The sequence below is a fragment of the Kribbella sp. NPDC004875 genome, from assembly GCF_042873375.1.
In the GTDB taxonomy this organism is placed as follows: domain Bacteria; phylum Actinomycetota; class Actinomycetes; order Propionibacteriales; family Kribbellaceae; genus Kribbella.
The window spans coordinates 1,058,064-1,073,976 of record NZ_JBIALI010000003.1; the positions used below are offsets into that span (position 1 = coordinate 1,058,064).

Below are 15,913 nucleotides of genomic sequence, written 5' to 3' on the forward strand. Positions count from 1 at the left end.
ATGCACACCGATGACCAGACCCTGCTCGAGATCGACGACCTGACGGTCGCCTTCGGCGACGGCGCCGGCTCGGTGCGCGCCGTCGAGAACGTCAGCCTCTCGGTCGCCGCCGGCGAGATCTACGCCTTGGTCGGTGAGTCCGGCTGCGGCAAGTCCACCCTGGCGTACTCGATGATGCAGATCGTGCCGCAGCCCGGCCGGGTGATCGGCGGCGACATCAGGTTCCGCGGCCGTGGCATGGTCGCGATGTCGAAGCGCGAGCTCAACGCCCTGCGCGGTGCCGAACTCGCGATGGTCTTCCAGGGCGCGATGAACGCGTTCAACCCGGTCGTGACCATCGGCGCGCAGGTGGACCACATCCTGCAGGCACATCCCGAGGTGTTCCCCGACCTCAAGGCGGGCCGCGAACACTTCGAGCACCTGCTCGAGCTCGTCCAGCTGCCTCCGAAGCGGATCTGGAAGGCGTTCGAGAGCCAGCTGTCCGGCGGGATGAAGCAACGCGTGGCGATCGCCGTCGCCTTGCTGCTGAAGCCGTCCGTGGTGATCCTCGACGAGCCGACCACAGCCCTGGACGTGCTCAACCAGCGCCTGGTGATCGACATCCTCAAGGATCTCCATCGTGACCTCGGGGTGACGATCGTCTTCGTCACGCACGATCTCGCGGTCGTCGCCGAGGTGGCCACCCGGGTCGCGGTGATGTACGCGGGGCGTCTGGTCGAGACCGGAACGGTCGAGGAGATCTTCAAGGCCGAACGCCGCCATCCGTACGTCGAGGCGCTGATCAACGCGATCCCGAGCGTGCTGGACGCCGGCCTCACGGTGCGGCCGATCGGCGGCGCGGTGCCGAATCTCGCCGACCTGCCGGCCGGGTGCCGGTTCGCTCCGAGATGCAGGTCGGTGGAGGACCTCTGCCGGCAGACCGAGCCCCCACTGCTCGGCGACGGAGGCGGCCACCTCGTGGCCTGCCACGTCGCGAACCGCGAGATCGTACCGATGGAGGTGTCGAAGGCATGAGCCTGCTCGACGTGCGGAACGTGACGCACACCTACGACACCGGCACCGGCAAGCCGGTGCTGCACAATGTCGATCTGTCCACCGGCGAAGGCGAGATCGTGGCCCTGGTGGGCGAGTCCGGCTGCGGCAAGACCACGCTGGGCCGGCTGATCGCCGGACTGCACGAACCCAGCAGCGGCAGCATCTCCTTCGAAGGCAGCGACATCGCGGGCCTGAAGGGCAAGCAGCGCACGGACTGGCGGCGTCGCGTGCAGATGGTGCACCAGGATCCGTACGGTTCGCTGAACCCGGGACTGACCATCGGCAGTACGTTGGCGCCCGGCCTTCTGCGGCACAAGCTGGCGAACCGCCGTACCGTCCAGGCCGAGATGATCGAGCTGTTGCAGCAGGTCGGACTGGACGCCACGCCGGCGTTCCTGCAGCGCTACCCGCACCAGCTGTCGGGTGGCCAGCGACAGCGGGTGTCGATCGCCCGGGCCATCAGTCTGCAGCCGAAGCTGATCGTCGCCGACGAGGTGACCAGCATGCTGGACGTGTCGATGCGCGTCGCGATCCTCGACCTGCTGCTCTCGTTCCAGCGCGAGCGTGGCATCGGCTTCGTGTTCATCAGCCACGACTTCGGGGTCGTCCGGTACTTCGCGCAGGGCGGGCGCATCGCGGTCATGTTCTACGGCCACATCGTCGAAGAAGGCCCGGTCGAGGAGCTGATCAAGGCCCCCAGCCACCCGTACACGCACATGCTGCTCCAGGCGATCCCCGTCCCGGACCCGGTCCTGGTCCGCAAGCGCGACGCCGAGGGCGGCGGCTCCGAGCGTCTGACCGGCGAGCCGGCGACGAAGGGCTGCGTGTTCTCCAACCGGTGTCCGCTGGCCCAGGACGTCTGCCGCACGGAGACTCCGCCGCTCGAGGACATCGGGGCGGGGCACCGGACCGCCTGCTTCTTCCACGAGGAAATCCCACCGCTGAAGCACCTCGCCGACGACGAGGCGAGCCCGCAACCGGCGCGGTCGTAGGGTTCGACCATGACGAGAACGGCAGCCAGGGTCCTGCTGCGGATCGGCATCGGTCTGCTGATCATGTCGTTGCTGATCCGGCCGGCGATTCAGACCCCGCAGGCGATGATGGGTGACAACTTCGCCATCATCGCCTGCCTGGCGCTGATCCTCACCGCCGCGCTCGGGATCAAGTTCGCGCCCGACGAACAGCCCGGCCGGAAGCGCGACGGCGACGAGTGACGTCCTGCCCGTCGCCGTCGGCGGGAGCGCCCGGCCGGCTGTTCGCCGTACCGGGCGCTCGGCTCACATGCTCGCGATCAGTTTCTCGACGCGTTCGTCGTGGGCGCCCCCGCACCCCGTCTTTCCCTTCACATGCTCGCGATGAGCTTTTCGACTCTTTCGTCGTGGGACTTGAAGGGGTCTTTGCAGAGGACCGTGCGCTGGGCCTGGTCGTTCAGCTTCAGGTGCACCCAGTCCACGGTGAAGTCGCGGCGGCGCTCCTGAGCGCGCTTGATGAACTCACCGCGCAGCCGCGCCCGCGTGGTCTGCGGCGGCACCGACTTGGCCTCGAAGACCCGCAGGTCGTCGACGACTCGGGTGACCGCGCCCTTGCGCTCGAGCAGGTAGTACAACCCGCGAGGCCGGTGGATGTCGTGGTACGCCAGGTCGAGCTGCGCGACCCGCGGGCTCGCGAGCCCGAGGTTGTTCTGCGACCGGTAGCGCTCGATCAGCCGGTACTTGATCACCCAGTCGATCTCGCGCTCGATCCCGGACAGGTCGCCGGACTCGATCGCCTTCAGTGTCCGCTCCCACAGCGACAGCGCCCGCTCGACGGCCGGCGTCCCCAGCTCGCGGCGGTCGACGAAGTCGCGGGCCTTGGTCAGGTACTCCGTCTGGATGTCCAGCGCCGACGCCTCGCGGCCGTTCGCCAGCCGGACCTCGCGGCGGCCGGTCATGTCGTGGCTGATCTCGCGGATCGCCCGGATCGGGTTGTCCAGGGTCAGGTCGCGCATCACGATGCCGGCCTCGATCATCCGCAGCACCAGGTCGGTGCTGGCCACCTTGAGCAGCATGGTGGTCTCGGACATGTTCGAGTCGCCGACGATCACGTGCAGGCGGCGGAACCGCTCGGCGTCCGCGTGCGGCTCGTCGCGGGTGTTGATGATCGGCCGGGACCGGGTGGTCGCGGACGACACGCCTTCCCAGATGTGCTCGGCGCGCTGGCTGACCGAGTAGACCGCGCCGCGCGGCGTCTGCAGCACCTTGCCGGCGCCGCAGATCAGCTGCCGGGTGACCAGGAACGGGATCAGCACGTCGGCGAGCTTGGCGAAGTCGCCGTGCCGTGAGACCAGGTAGTTCTCGTGGCAGCCGTAGCTGTTGCCGGCCGAGTCGGTGTTGTTCTTGAACAGGTAGACGTCGCCGAAGATGCCCTCGTCGTGCAGCCGCTTCTGCGCGTCGACCAGAAGTCCCTCGAGGATCCGCTCACCGGCCTTGTCGTGCGCGATCAGGTCGGTGACCGAGTCGCACTCGCCGGTCGCGTACTCCGGGTGGGAGCCCACGTCGAGGTAGAGCCGGGCCCCGTTGCGGAGGAACACGTTGCTGCTCCGCCCCCAGGACACGACTCGCCGAAAGAGGTACCGGGCCACCTCGTCCGGGGTCAGTCGCCGCTGCCCGCGGAACGTACAGGTGACGCCGTACTCGTTCTCCAGACCGAAGATTCGCCGGTTCACACCACCCACAGTACGGCGCACTTCCGACAAGCGGGCCATATCTCAGGCGCGCCGCATCCCGGCGTTACCCCTTTGATGCACCTGCGAGCCGCAACAATCGGGTGTCCGCCCGCATCGATTCCTCGGAGGCACGCGCCTCCGAACCCGCGACGAAGGGCGAAATCCAGATGACGAAGTACCGGCGCGCACTCGGCGCGATCGCGATCGGAGCGCTCACCACGAGTGCCCTGGTCACGGCATCCGCCGACGCCACTCCGGCCAGTCCGCAGGCCCAGACCGCGGCGTGCGCACTGCGCCTCGGCTCGGTCACTCCGAGCGGCGACCACACCAGTCAGACGATCACCGCGACACCGTCCGCCGGTGCTCGCCAGGTCGGCCCGAAGGACCTGTACCCGGACGGTCAGGCACACCTACCGACCGCAGTCCGCACCGAACTCGTCGTACCGGCCGGTGAGGAGCGCACCGGGCTGGTCGCGATCGGTACCCGGATGTACGGCACCAGCTACATCACCGACGGCACGGGTACGGAGGCCGTGCCGGGCACGGTCACGCAGACCCTGATCGGCGGCGGCTGGGACGAGTTGCACAAGTACGTCGAGCTGAGCCGGTACTCCGCCTCGGGGGTGAACCGCTCCAACGTCTACTCGTTGATCAACCAGTTCACCGACGGACTGATCGCTCGCTGGACGGTCACGGCGAGCGGCTGGAAGTACTACACGACGTTCGGTGGCTTCGGCGCCGTCAAGACGATGACGCTGATCGGTCAGGGACGCGCGTACGACACCTTCCTGGCCACCACGAACGGTGGCGCTCTGTACACCGTCCAGGTGCCGACCGGCTCCGGGAAGCCGGTGGTGACGAAGATCCGCACCTCGACCTGGCAGAGCTTCGACACGCTGATCGCCGAGAAGTGCGGCAACTACGGCACGCTGCTGCTCGGCATCGACAAGGGCACCGGCACGGGCTACCTGTACGCCGTCGGTCACGCCAACGGCGCCGCCACGGTGATCAAGGGCCTCGGCAAGGTCCCGACCACCTTCCCGGCCGCTGACTCGTACTTCCGCTTCTACAACGCGGGCACCGTCCTCACCGGCGCCTGACGTCCACTGGATCTCCACCCGGGGCCGTAACTCCGGGTGGAGATCCGCACCTGTCAGCTGACCCGCCGCAGGTCACCTGACAGCGTCGGCGACATGAGACGACGAACGTTCCTCACCGCCACCGCCGCCTCCACCTTGGCCGGCGCCATCCCGCTCCAGACCGCCTCCGCGGTAACCACCGAGCTGACGCTCCGCCTTCCGCGCCCGACCGGCCCCTGGCCTGTCGGTACGACGACCCATTCGCTGACCGACCCGAGTCGCACCGACCCCTGGAACGGCGCGGCGACCCGGGAGCTCGCACTGACGGTCTTCTACCCCGCAACCGTCGTACGCGGCTATCAGCGCGCTCCCCAACTCGCACCGCCCGCTGCTGAGATCTTCAAGGGCCTGGACGCCGGACTGCTCCACCCGGAGCTCCCGACCAGCGGAGTGAACTGGGCAGCCACCCAGACCCACGCGTACGTCGATGCGCCGGCCCTCCCCGGACGGCGCCCCACGCTGCTCTACAGCCCGGGCGGCGCCGACCCTCGCACCATTGGCACCTCGATCGCCGAGGACCTGGCCAGCCACGGGTACGTCGTCATCACGGTCGACCACCCCGGTGAGGCAAGCGAGGTCGTGTTCCCGGACGGCCGGCTGCGCGTCATCGAGATCACGCCGGACGTGCAAACCGACCCAGTGCAGTCGAAGGTCATGATGAACACGCGTTTCGCCGACCTGCACTTCGTCCTCGACCACCTGTCGGCGCTGGACGCTCCGATCGACCTGCGACGGGTCGGCGTCTACGGCCACTCAGCCGGTGGTGCAACTGCTGCAGTATCTCTGCAGCACCCACGTGTGCGGGCCGCGCTCAATCTGGAGGGCTACTTGGACTCGCTGGACGGGGAGCTCTATCCGATCGCTCGCAAACCGTTGCTGCTGGCAGGAACCGACGGGTTCCGGGACGCCCGTTTCGACCGCACCTGGTCGGCTGTGATGTCACAGGGTGGACCAGTGCGGCGCGTGCAGCTCTCGAACGCGAACCACTGGATCTGGACCGATTACGCGGCCTTCGCGGCGCAGCTGCAGGCCGCGGGTCTGATGACTGCGGCACAGCGCGCCAAGCTGGTCGGCAGCAGGTCCTGCGCGGCCGACGCGGTACGGAAGCTCGTCCGGTCGTTCTTCCAAACCTTTTGGGCGTAGTCGGCATCGAGCTGGATGACGACAACCCCCTGGAGGGTGCATGAACATCAAGCGGACCGCGGCGGCTGTGCTCGGCGCGGGTTTGCTGGCTGGCACGGTGGTACCGGTTCAGGCCCAAGCGGCCGCCGGCTCCACTACGGCAGTCTGTGGGACGACGCTCGGGTCCTTCGTGGCCGGCCCGGGTGACCACAAGTTCCAACGCATTACTGCCACGTCGCCGGTGACAGCCGCGACGCCGACCGTCGGGCCGACCGGTCTGTTCCCGGGCGACCGAGTGAAGCTGGCCAGCTCGCTCCGGTTCGAGCCGGATCCTCCGTCCGGCGTGAAGCGCGGCGGATACGTGACACTCGGCAGCGATCTCTACGGCTACGAGTACGACGTAGACCAGAGCACCGGCGCCTTCGACCGCGACTCGTTCAAGCAGTGGAAACTCGGCGGCGGCTGGGGGCTCGCCTACACGTACCTCGAGGAGTCGCGGTACTCCGACACCGCCGGTCGCACGCGCACCAACACCTACGCGTTGCACGACGGCGTCATCAACCGCTGGACCGTCGACGGGAGGCTCTGGCGCAACAAGGCGACGTACGCCGGGTTCTCGTCGGTGAAGACGATGACTCTGATCAGCCAGACGCCGACGTACGACAGCTTCCTCGCCAACACGCGCGGTGGGGCGCTCTACACGATCCGGATCCCGGTGAGTGGCACTCCGGTGGTGAAGAGGGTCCGCACGTCGACCTGGCAGTCGTTCGACGTACTGATCGCCGACCGCTGCGGCAGCCAGAGCACTCTGTTGATCGGCATCGACAAAGACGTCCGCACCGCCTACCTGTACGCCGTCGGCCACGCCAACGGCACCGCAACAGTCATCAAGGGCCTCGGCCAGGTCGGCCAGACCTTCGCCGCCTTCCCCGACGACAACTACTTCCGCTATTACGGCAGCACCCCAACAGCACCGAAGCTGTACGGCGAGTGACTTCGATTGCCTGGTGAATCTCCGGTGACACACTGGAGTCACCAGGCGATCAAGGGGTGGACGTGAGCCGGACGCGGGTTGCGATTGCGGACGATGACGTGCTGCTGCGGGAGGGGCTTGCCAGTCTGCTCGAGCGGTCGGGATTCGCCGTGCTCGGTACGGCGGGGGACGGCGCCGAGCTCCTGGAGTTGGTCGAGGGGCAGGGGCCCGACCTGGTGATCGTCGACATCCGGATGCCACCAGAGCACGCGACCGAAGGACTGGACGCGGCCGACGTCATTCGGCGGGAGCATCCCGAGACGGCCGTCGTACTGCTGTCCGCGCATGTGGAGGTCGAGCATGCCCTGCAGTTGATGGCGGCCGGGCACGGCGTGGGCTATCTGTTGAAGAGCCGGGTCACGGACGTCGACGAGTTCCTGGAGAGCCTGCGCCGGGTTGCCCGCGGCGGTTCGGTGGTCGATCCGGCAGTGGTGCAGGAGCTGGTCGACTCAAGGCACCGCAACGATCCGCTGGCCGTGCTGAGCGAGCGGGAGCGCGAGGTTCTCGAACTGGTCGCGCAGGGGCGCTCGAATGCCGGCGTGGCCCGTCGGCTCTGGGTCACCGAGGGAACGGTCGAGAAGCACGTCCGCAGCATTCTGACCAAGCTCGACCTGCCGGAAGCCGACGACGACCACCGCCGCGTCCTGGCCGTCCTGAGGTATCTGGGCGACCGATGATGTCCGGTCTGATCGGCGGAGTCGCTCGGCGGGTGGTGATCGCGAGCGGGTTGCTGATGGTGCTGGTCGCCTCCGGTTTCGTGGTGCTGCTGATCTCCGTCCAGGGACTGCGGGCATCAGAGCAGCAGGCGCGGCACACCTCCGCCGTACTGACCGGTGCGCATCAGGTGGAGCGTCTGGTGACCGATCTGGCGACTGGGCAACGAGACTTCGTCATCACCGGTCAGCAGCGGTTCTTGCAGCCGTGGGAACAGGCAGCGGCAGCTCTGCCCTCGCAAACCGCGGCGCTGGAGCAACTGGTGTCCACCAGCTCTGCCGAGGCTGCCCGGGTGCGACAGGTCGACCGGAGCATCAGGTCGTACCTGCAGGACTACTCGTTGCCGCAGATCGAGACCGCGCAGCAGGATCCGGACTCGGCGCGGACCGAGGCGGCCACGGTGGAAGGCACGCGGCGGATGACCGCGATCCGCTCGGTGCTCGACACGCTGATCAGCTCGGAGCAGCAGTTGTCCGCGACCGAGCAGCAGCGCTCCGACGCGAGCGCCGACCGGGCCGCCGTCGCCGCGATCACCGGGCTCGCGGGGTCGATCGTCCTGATCCTCGGATTCGCGGTGTACCTGACCCGGGCGATCGTGCGGCCGGTCCGGGTGACCGCGGAGATGGCGAACCGGCTCGCGGCCGGCGACCTCGCGGTGCGGGTGCCCGAGACCGGCGTCGGCGAGATCCACACGCTGGAACGGACCTTCAACACGATGGCGACGTCGCTCGGCGCGGCGAACGCCGACCTGGCCGCCTCCCGGGCTCGCATCGTCCGCTCCTCGGACGAGACCCGGCGGCGGATCGAGCGGGATCTGCACGACGGCATCCAGCAACGCCTGGTCTCGCTGAGCCTCGACGTCCGGGCGATCCAGGCCGACAGCCCGAACGGGCAGGCCGCGGAACTCGACGAGGTCGCCAAAGGCCTGTCGACGGCCCTCGACGAACTGCGGGAGATTGCCCGCGGCATCCATCCGGCGATCCTGAGCCAGGGCGGGATCGGCCCCGCGGTCCGGATGCTCGCGCGCCGCTCGACGATCCCCGTCGAGGTCACGGTCGAGGTCGGCACCCGGCTCCCGGCGCCGATCGAGGCGGCCGCGTACTACGTCGTGTCCGAAGCGCTCACGAACGCGGCCAAGCACGCTGACGCGTCCGTCGTGGTGGTGCACGTCCGGCTCGTGGACAACCAGTTGCTGCTGTCGGTTCGCGACGACGGCACGGGCGGCGCCGTGTTGTCCAAGGGGTCGGGACTCGTCGGTCTGGACGACCGGATCGCCGCGCTCGGCGGAAGGCTGACCGTCGAAAGCCCTTACGGACAAGGGACTACGCTGTCCGCCACGTTGCCGATCACGGCGTAGTACAGGCAGCAGGAATGCCACCGTAGGTCGGCGCTGCGATGCTTGTTCCATGCGGTGCGTGATCGTCGACGACAGCCGGCCCTTCCTGAACGCGGCGCGTGGACTGCTGGTGCGCGAGGGCGTCACAGTGGTGGGTACGGCGAGCACCACGGCCGAGGCCACCGTCCTGATCGCCCAGTCGCGGCCGGACGTCGTCCTGGTCGACATCGACCTCGGCGGCGAGAGCGGGTTCGAACTCATCACCCGGTTGCACGCGGCCGGCGCGACGGCGCCGATGATCCTGATCTCAGGGCACGCCGAGCAGGACTACGCGGACCTGATCGCGGCCAGCCCGGCGATCGGGTTCGTCGCGAAGACGAGCCTGTCCGCCGGGGCGATCCGCCGATTACTCGACGCCCACTGATCCGGACGCTGGTCAGGCCGTCCGGCCGTGCCGGACCACCGCGTCGAAGCCGGCCGCCAGCAACAGCACGGCACCGGTGACGACGTACTCGTAGCCTGAGGAGTTCGAACCCTGGATCAGGTCGCTCATCCCGTTGATGATCACCGCGACCACGAGTCCGCCGAGGACGGCGTCGATCATCCGGCCGCGCCCGCCGAACAACGACGTACCGCCGATCACCGCGGCGCCGACGGCCAGCAGCAGAGTGTTGCCGGCGCCCGCGTTCGACTGCACCGACTGCAGCAGCGAGGCCGCGACCAGACCCGAGACGGCGGCCATCCCCGAGCAGATCACGAACACCGAGATCCGGATCCGGGACACCGCGACACCGCCCCGTCGCGAGGCTTCTTCGTTCCCGCCGACGGCGTACACGTGCCGCCCGTACCGCGTCCGGCTGAGGACGAAGTGCCAGACCACGAACAGCAGCGCGAGCAGTACGACGACCCACGGCATCCCCTGCGCCTTGCTACTGAAGAACGCGTTGCTGATCAGGTTCCGGTTGATCCCCATCTCGTAGGTGAACGCGGCCCCGAGCAGCGCCACCGCGACCACCTTCGCCACGATCACCGCGACCGGCGTCGCGGGCAGCCCGGTCCGCCGGCGTCCGCGCGCATCGGTCAGTTTGAGGACGGCGTACCCGGCCACGAACACGGCGAGCAGCACCCAGCCCAGCCACAACGGGACGAAGTTGTTCTCCAGTCCGATCAACGGCGTCCCGGCCGGCAGGATCACCGACCCCTGACCGCCGACCAGGATCAACGTCGCGCCCTGGAAGGCGAGGAACGTCGCCAGCGTGATGACGAACGACGGGATCCCCACCTTGGCCCGCAGCCACCCCATCCCGAACCCGATCACCAGCCCGGTCGCGAGCCCGGCCAGGATCGCCGCCCACCACAGCCAATGGTGCCGCAGCAACAGCACGGCCATGATCGCCGAGCACAGACCGCCGGTGGTCCCGGCAGACAGGTCGATCTCGCCGAGCAGCAGGACGAAGATCAGCCCCATCGCCATCACGATGATCGGCGCCGCCTGGATCACCAGCGCCTCGAGGTTGTACGCGCTCAGGAAACCCTGGTGGACGATCGAGAAGAACGCGGTGATCACCACCAGGCCGACCACCGCCGGCGCGGACCCGAGTTCGCCGCCGCGGAGCCGGGCCAGGTAGTCGCGGACGTACTCGGCCAGCGCGCTCGTGGCGGGCTGGTGCTGCGGCGCCTTCTCGGCGAGGACCGCGTTCATGCCGGTGCTCCGATCGACTCGGCCCCCGGCAGACCGAGATCACCCGACCGGCCGGAGGTGATCAGTTCGACGACCTGCGTCTGGGTCACCGAGGTACGCCGTACCTGGGTCGCCATCCGCCCCAGGAACAGGACGGCGATCGAGTCGGCCACCTGCATCACGTCGTTCATGTTGTGCGACACCAGGACCACGGCAACACCGTGGTCCGCGAGTCGCCGCACCAGCTCCAGTACCTGCTCGGTCTGCGCGACACCGAGGGCCGCCGTCGGCTCGTCCAGGATGACGATCTTCGAACTCCACAAGACGGATTTCGCGATCGCGACCGTCTGCCGCTGGCCACCGGACAGGCTGGCCACCTTCTGCCGGACCGAGCGGACCGTACGGACCGACAGCGAGGCGAGCGTCTCCCCGGCCAGGTGCTCCATCGTGTTCTCGTCGAGGGTGTGGAACCGGCCGAGCCGTTCGCGACCGAGGAACATGTTGCCGACGACATCGAGGTTGTCGCACAACGCGAGGTCCTGGTGGACGATCTCGATCCCCAGCTGGGCCGCGTCCCGCGGTTCGTGCAGGTGCTGCGCCGTACCGTCGATGCGGATCTCGCCCGCGTCGATGCGGTGGATGCCGCCGATGCTCTTGACCAGCGTCGACTTGCCCGCGCCGTTGTCGCCGACGAGCGCGGTCACCTCGCCGGCCGCGGCGCTGAAGTCCACCGACGACAGCGCCACGACCGGGCCGAACGACTTGCCGACGCCGTGCAGCTCCAGGACGTCGTGCGACACCACGGTCGTCACGGTGTGTGGATACCGTTCTCGGCGCAGAGCTTCACCAGTGCCGGGGTCGGGCAGACCGACTGCGCGGTCTCGTAGCCGTCGGTCACCGGCTGCGCCACGTTCTTCTTGGTGATCACGGTCGGCGAAGCCAGGTACGACGGGACCTCGCGCCCGCTGGCCGGATCCTTGATCGTCGTGGGAGCGGCCGGCTTCTGGCCGGACAGGATCTGCCCCGCCAGCTTGACCGCCACGTCCGCCTCACCGGCGACCGGCTTGTAGATCGTGAAGCACTGGGTGCCGAGCATCACGTTGTCGAGACCGCCGGCGGTCGCGTCCTGTCCGGACACGGCGACCTTGCCGGCGAGGTTCTGCGACTTCAGCACGTTGATCACCGACTGCGCCATGGTGTCGTTGGCAACCATCACCGCGTTGATGTTCGGGTTCTTGCCCAGCATCGTGGTGAACACGGCCTGCGCGGTGGCCGGGTCCCAGTTACCGGTCTGGTCGCCGACCTTGGTCCAGCCGGCCTGCTTCGACAGCACCGAGTTGTAGCCCTGGGCGAACAGGGTCGCGTTGTTGTCGGTGGGGGCGCCGTCGATGTCCACGTAGTTGACCGCGGTCTTGCCGGCCACCTGCGGGCACGCGGTCAGCGACCTGCCCTGGTCCTCGCCGACCTTCACGTTGTCGAACGACACGTAGTACGCGGCGGTCCCGCCGGTGGTCAGCCGGTCGTAGTCGATCGTCACCACGTTGTGCTGCTTGGCCAGTGACTCGATCGCCTTGCCGGAGCCCGAGTCGAGGTTCGTCACCAGGAGGACGCCGACTCCCTGGTTGATCAGCGCCTGTGCCTGCGACTCCATCGTGGTCGCGCTGCCGTTGGCGTTGTCGATGTAGCAGGTGAGCTTGTTCGCGCTGCACTGGCTACGGAGTCTGTTCGGATCGGCCGAGACCCAGCGCGGCGAGGACGCCGTGTCCGGGAGCAGGATTCCGACCTTGGTGTTCGCCGGTGGCGCGCTGGAGCTGCCCGACGACGCCTTGTTGTTGTTGCTACAGGCAACCAGGCTCGCGAGCAGCGCGACGGTGGTACCGGTCAGCGCCACGACTCTGTGTGGATTTCGCATCGTGCGTCCTTCATGATCGCCGCAGGAGTTTCCTCCCGCCAGCATGCGATCCGGTGCACCGCGCCGTCGTCGCAGTTGGCCGCAATCCGCAGTACCTGCTAGCAGGGGTACCGGTCTGCAGCCAGCGTTACTTCAGCGCCCACGCAGTTGCCTTGCCGGGCGGCCGGATCCACACGACGGTGAACCAGGGCGTCGTACCGGAGGAGGCCGATCTGAAGTAGCGGTCACAGATCCACGAGGTCGAGGAGCTGGCCCAGTTCCTTGGGGTCGAGTTCGCGGAGCTCGCCGGTGTGCAGGTTGCCGCGGCGGACCGGACCGATCGCGGTACGGGTCAGGCGCTTCACGGGGTGCCCGACGGCGTCGAACATGCGCCGGACGATCCGGTTGCGGCCCTCGTGCAGGCTCATCTCCACGAGGGTCCGGCCAGGCACCGTCGACACGATCTTCACCGTGTCGGCGCGGGCCGGTCCGTCCTCGAGATCGACGCCGTCGAGGAGAGCGCGGAGTACCGCTGGTTTCACGTTGCCCTCGACCTCGGCGACGTACGTCTTGGACACCTCGTACGACGGATGCGCGAGCCGGTGGGCGAACTCACCGTGGTTGGTGAGCAGCAACAGCCCTTCGGTGTCGGTGTCGAGCCGGCCGATGTGGAACAGCCGCTCCGGGCGATCCTGCACGTAGTCGGTGATGCACGGCCGCCCCTCCGGGTCGGACATCGTCGTCACCACGCCACGGGGCTTGTTCAGCACCAGGTACGCGTTCGCGCTGACCGGCGGGATCCGCTCCCCGTCGACCCGGATGACGGCCGTCTCCGGATCCACCCGGACGCCGAACTCGGTCACCACCCGCCCGTCGACCTCGACCCGCCCCTCCTCGATCAACAACTCCGCATTCCGCCGCGAAGCCACCCCTGCCCGGGCCAAGACCTTCTGCAACCGGACCCCACCGTCATCCGCCATCCCGAGCACCCCCCTCGAACCCGCCGGCGTCCGACGTCAATTCGTCCTCCACGTCCCCGACCGCCGGCTCGCCCCCATCAGCCTGGTCGCCGGACTCCGGGTCTTCCGCGTCTGCCAACTCCTCGGCGGAGGCGTCCGGCTCCTCAACCTCGTCTTCGACGCCCTCATCCTGCGTCAGGTCGTCAACACCCACAGTCTCATCGCCGGCGTCCTCCACCACCCCCGACGTACCCACCTCGGCATCCTCGGCGTCCTCCGCAGCCGACGTACCCGCCTGTTCGTCGGCGCTCGGCTCGTCGGCGCTCGGCTCGGCATCGGCGCTCGGCTCGGCGTCGGCGTCGGTGCTCGTGGGGGCCGGCGGGAGGGACTGGGCGGCGAGCTCTTCCTCGATGTCGTCCATCTCGGGGAGGTACGGCGCCAGCTCGGGGAGGTCGTCCAACGACTGCATCCCCATGCGCTCCAGGAAGTACGTCGACGTGCGGTACAGCGTCGCCTGCGACTCGGTGTCCGCGCCGGCCTCCTCGACGAGCCCGCGCGCCACGAGCGTGCGCATGACACCATCCACGTTGACACCACGGATCGCGGAGACACGCGCGCGGCTGACCGGCTGCTTGTACGCGACAACCGCCAGCGTCTCGAGCGCCGCCTGCGTCAGTCTCGCCTGCTGTCCGTCGAGCACGAAACGTTCGACGTACGTCGCTGCCTCGGCGCGCGTGTAGTAGCGCCAGCCCCCACCCACCTCACGCAGGTCGAACCCCCGCCCCTGCTCGGTGTACTCGGCCGCCAGCTCCGCCAGCGCATTGCCCACATCCCCCGTCGGCCGCCCCACCGCCCGAGCCAACGTCAACACCGGCAACGGCTCATCCGTCACCATCAAAATAGCCTCGAGCGCCCGCCGCATAGTCGCATCATCAACAACAACCTCATCCCCCACCGGAACCGAAGTCTGCCCCGGCGCAAGATGCGCCTCATCACCCTCCGCGTCCACGACAGCACGCGCGGACCCCGCGTCGGTGCTCCCGTCAGCACCCGCGTCATCGTTGGCGTCGCCACCATCACCCGCCTCCACCTCGGCGCCCGCATCAGCGTCAGCACCCCCCTCGGCGTCAGCGTCAGCGTCAGCGTCATGGCGCGGCTCGGCGTCATCAACTGCGGCGGCTGCCTCGGGATGTGCGTCGGCGGCAGGTTGGGGAGGATTGCCGGCCGATTCGGGAAGGTTTTCCTCCCCAGTCGCGTCGGGCGCCGGGGCGGCGGGAGAGGGGGTGGTGGGGTTGGTCACTGGTTTGCCGTCTCGGGGTTGTCTGGGTCGGACTGGTACTCGTCGTGGGTGGTGTGGGAGGCGCCGGGTTCGAGGAAGTCGGTGTCGTCGGAGACGACCGGCGCCTCACCGTCCTCGGAGGCGGGTTTGGCTTCCTCGTCGAACTCGTCGCTGACGTCGATGTCGCCCTCGTCGGTGCCTGTCCACCGGATCGTGAGCTCCCCCAGCGGCGTCACCTGGTCGAACGACACGGCCGCCTCCCGGAACAGCTCCAGCAACGCCAGGAACCGGCACACGGTGGTCACCGTGTCCGGGGAGTCCGCGACCAGCGAACGGAACGTCGCACTCCGCTGCCGCCGCAACCGGTCCACGATCACGACCGCCTGCTCCCGAACCGTCACCGCCGGCGCGTGCAGGTGGGCGAGCGAAACCCCAGCAGGTACGTCGTTCTTCGGCGCCATCGCCTTCGCCGCGAGCGCCGCCAGCCCGGCCGGGTCGATCCCCAGCAGTACCTCGGGCAGCAACTCGGCGAACCGCGGCTCGACCCCGACGGCCCGCGGGAACCGCTTGGCCTCCAGCGCCATCCGTTCCTGCACCAACGCGGCGATCTGCTTGAACGCCCGGTACTGCAGCAGCCGCGCGAACAGCAGGTCCCGGGCCTCCAGCAGCGCGAGGTCCTCGTCGTCCTCGACCTCGCCCTTCGGCAGCAACCGGGCCGCCTTGAGGTCGAGCAGCGTGGCCGCGATCAGCAGGAACTCCGACGTCTGGTCGAGGTCCCATTCGGGCCCGAGCGCCTTGATGTGCGCGATGAAGTCGTCGGTGACCTGCGAGAGCGCGATCTCGGTGATGTCGAGCTTGTGCTTCGAGATCAGCTGCAGCAGCAGGTCGAACGGGCCCTCGAAGTTCACCAGGTGAACACTGAACCCCTTGCCCTCGGCAACAGCCGGCGCGTCCTCGGAATCCAGGTCCGTCGGCAGCGCCGGATCCTGTTCCGCCCCGGTCGGCGCGTCCGAGGACACC

General features: G+C 68.6%; 17 protein-coding genes. 10 read left to right on the top strand and 7 right to left on the bottom strand.

The genetic code is table 11. The annotated features are described in order from the left end of the window. Genes ACFYRH_RS22145 through ACFYRH_RS22155 form a run of 3 tightly spaced genes read left to right on the top strand, consistent with a single transcriptional unit; the run spans position 1 to position 2,249 of the window. Positions 1-1,014 carry an ABC transporter ATP-binding protein gene (locus tag ACFYRH_RS22145; protein WP_387778153.1) on the top strand — a complete coding sequence of 338 codons (1,014 nt, stop codon included), beginning with the start codon at positions 1-3 and terminating at the stop codon, positions 1,012-1,014. Further along, complete coding sequence (locus ACFYRH_RS22150; RefSeq protein ID WP_387778156.1) at positions 1,011-2,027, top strand: ABC transporter ATP-binding protein; 1,017 nt, start codon at positions 1,011-1,013, stop codon at positions 2,025-2,027. The genes ACFYRH_RS22145 and ACFYRH_RS22150 overlap by 4 nt, the downstream gene beginning before the upstream one ends. Before the next feature lie 9 nt (positions 2,028-2,036). Beyond that, on the top strand, positions 2,037-2,249 hold the full coding sequence (locus ACFYRH_RS22155; RefSeq protein ID WP_387778159.1) for a hypothetical protein: 213 nt from the start codon (positions 2,037-2,039) through the stop codon (positions 2,247-2,249). 128 nt (positions 2,250-2,377) lie between these two features. Here the strand turns inward: ACFYRH_RS22155 and pafA are convergent, their stop codons facing one another. Further along, positions 2,378-3,739: a Pup--protein ligase gene (pafA, locus tag ACFYRH_RS22160; protein ID WP_344202029.1), complete on the bottom strand. Its 1,362-nt coding sequence runs from the start codon at positions 3,737-3,739 to the stop codon at positions 2,378-2,380. 167 nt (positions 3,740-3,906) lie between these two features. On the opposite strand from pafA, the gene ACFYRH_RS22165 reads away from it, so the two are divergent. The 6 genes from ACFYRH_RS22165 (at position 3,907) to ACFYRH_RS22190 (ending at position 9,507) form a co-directional block, all read left to right on the top strand. Then, positions 3,907-4,839, top strand: a complete 933-nt coding sequence (locus ACFYRH_RS22165; protein WP_387778162.1) for a hypothetical protein — start codon at positions 3,907-3,909, stop codon at positions 4,837-4,839. Between the two features lie 93 nt (positions 4,840-4,932). Continuing rightward, on the top strand, positions 4,933-6,021 hold the full coding sequence (locus ACFYRH_RS22170) for an alpha/beta hydrolase family protein (protein ID WP_387778165.1): 1,089 nt from the start codon (positions 4,933-4,935) through the stop codon (positions 6,019-6,021). 40 nt (positions 6,022-6,061) lie between these two features. Next, a complete protein-coding gene (locus ACFYRH_RS22175) occupies positions 6,062-6,994 on the top strand; it encodes a hypothetical protein (RefSeq protein WP_387778168.1) in 933 nt (310 codons plus the stop codon). A gap of 62 nt (positions 6,995-7,056) precedes the next feature. Then, positions 7,057-7,710, top strand: coding sequence for a response regulator (locus ACFYRH_RS22180; protein WP_387778171.1), 654 nt, complete (start codon positions 7,057-7,059; stop codon positions 7,708-7,710). Continuing rightward, entirely contained in the window at positions 7,710-9,104 is a 1,395-nt protein-coding gene (locus ACFYRH_RS22185; RefSeq protein WP_387778174.1) for a CHASE3 domain-containing protein, read from the top strand. Before ACFYRH_RS22180 ends, ACFYRH_RS22185 begins: the two co-directional genes overlap by 1 nt. Positions 9,105-9,153: 49 nt before the next feature. Beyond that, positions 9,154-9,507, top strand: a complete 354-nt coding sequence (locus ACFYRH_RS22190; protein ID WP_387778177.1) for a response regulator transcription factor — start codon at positions 9,154-9,156, stop codon at positions 9,505-9,507. Positions 9,508-9,519: 12 nt separating this feature from the next. On the opposite strand, the gene ACFYRH_RS22195 is transcribed toward ACFYRH_RS22190, so the two are convergent. From ACFYRH_RS22195 to ACFYRH_RS22205, 3 genes are read right to left on the bottom strand one after another with little or no spacing between them, the layout of a single operon-like run. Continuing rightward, a complete protein-coding gene (locus ACFYRH_RS22195; protein WP_387778180.1) occupies positions 9,520-10,785 on the bottom strand; it encodes a sugar ABC transporter permease in 1,266 nt (421 codons plus the stop codon). Continuing rightward, positions 10,782-11,576 (bottom strand): ATP-binding cassette domain-containing protein, encoded by a 795-nt coding sequence (locus ACFYRH_RS22200; RefSeq protein ID WP_387778183.1) that lies wholly within the window; start codon positions 11,574-11,576, stop codon positions 10,782-10,784. Before ACFYRH_RS22200 ends, ACFYRH_RS22195 begins: the two co-directional genes overlap by 4 nt. Continuing rightward, the gene (locus tag ACFYRH_RS22205; RefSeq protein WP_387778186.1) at positions 11,573-12,676 is read right to left on the bottom strand and encodes a sugar ABC transporter substrate-binding protein; all 1,104 of its coding nucleotides are present in this window, start codon (positions 12,674-12,676) and stop codon (positions 11,573-11,575) included. Before ACFYRH_RS22205 ends, ACFYRH_RS22200 begins: the two co-directional genes overlap by 4 nt. Before the next feature lie 53 nt (positions 12,677-12,729). Here ACFYRH_RS22205 and ACFYRH_RS22210 point away from each other — a divergent pair, with 53 nt between their 5' ends. After that, the gene (locus ACFYRH_RS22210) at positions 12,730-12,897 is read left to right on the top strand and encodes a hypothetical protein (RefSeq protein WP_387778189.1); all 168 of its coding nucleotides are present in this window, start codon (positions 12,730-12,732) and stop codon (positions 12,895-12,897) included. 3 nt (positions 12,898-12,900) lie between these two features. On the opposite strand, the gene ACFYRH_RS22215 is transcribed toward ACFYRH_RS22210, so the two are convergent. Genes ACFYRH_RS22215 through ACFYRH_RS22225 form a run of 3 tightly spaced genes read right to left on the bottom strand, consistent with a single transcriptional unit; the run spans position 12,901 to position 15,912 of the window. Next, positions 12,901-13,635 carry a pseudouridine synthase gene (locus ACFYRH_RS22215; RefSeq protein ID WP_387778192.1) on the bottom strand — a complete coding sequence of 245 codons (735 nt, stop codon included), beginning with the start codon at positions 13,633-13,635 and terminating at the stop codon, positions 12,901-12,903. Beyond that, complete coding sequence (scpB, locus tag ACFYRH_RS22220) at positions 13,625-14,914, bottom strand: SMC-Scp complex subunit ScpB (protein ID WP_387778194.1); 1,290 nt, start codon at positions 14,912-14,914, stop codon at positions 13,625-13,627. Before scpB ends, ACFYRH_RS22215 begins: the two co-directional genes overlap by 11 nt. Next, entirely contained in the window at positions 14,911-15,912 is a 1,002-nt protein-coding gene (locus tag ACFYRH_RS22225) for a segregation and condensation protein A (RefSeq protein ID WP_387778197.1), read from the bottom strand. Before ACFYRH_RS22225 ends, scpB begins: the two co-directional genes overlap by 4 nt. Between the last annotated feature and the right edge of the window lies 1 nt (position 15,913).

Excerpts from the sequence above, each read along its gene's own strand:
- ACFYRH_RS22145 (WP_387778153.1), top strand. The coding sequence starts at position 1 with ATGCACACCGATGACCAGACCCTGCTCGAGATCGACGACCTGACGGTC.
- ACFYRH_RS22150 (WP_387778156.1), top strand. The coding sequence starts at position 1,011 with ATGAGCCTGCTCGACGTGCGGAACGTGACGCACACCTACGACACCGGC.
- ACFYRH_RS22155 (WP_387778159.1), top strand. The coding sequence starts at position 2,037 with ATGACGAGAACGGCAGCCAGGGTCCTGCTGCGGATCGGCATCGGTCTG.
- ACFYRH_RS22165 (WP_387778162.1), top strand. The coding sequence starts at position 3,907 with ATGACGAAGTACCGGCGCGCACTCGGCGCGATCGCGATCGGAGCGCTC.
- ACFYRH_RS22170 (WP_387778165.1), top strand. The coding sequence starts at position 4,933 with ATGAGACGACGAACGTTCCTCACCGCCACCGCCGCCTCCACCTTGGCC.
- ACFYRH_RS22175 (WP_387778168.1), top strand. The coding sequence starts at position 6,062 with ATGAACATCAAGCGGACCGCGGCGGCTGTGCTCGGCGCGGGTTTGCTG.
- ACFYRH_RS22185 (WP_387778174.1), top strand. The coding sequence starts at position 7,710 with ATGTCCGGTCTGATCGGCGGAGTCGCTCGGCGGGTGGTGATCGCGAGC.
- ACFYRH_RS22190 (WP_387778177.1), top strand. The coding sequence starts at position 9,154 with ATGCGGTGCGTGATCGTCGACGACAGCCGGCCCTTCCTGAACGCGGCG.
- ACFYRH_RS22195 (WP_387778180.1), bottom strand. The coding sequence starts at position 10,785 with ATGAACGCGGTCCTCGCCGAGAAGGCGCCGCAGCACCAGCCCGCCACG.
- ACFYRH_RS22205 (WP_387778186.1), bottom strand. The coding sequence starts at position 12,676 with ATGCGAAATCCACACAGAGTCGTGGCGCTGACCGGTACCACCGTCGCG.
- ACFYRH_RS22215 (WP_387778192.1), bottom strand. The coding sequence starts at position 13,635 with ATGGCGGATGACGGTGGGGTCCGGTTGCAGAAGGTCTTGGCCCGGGCA.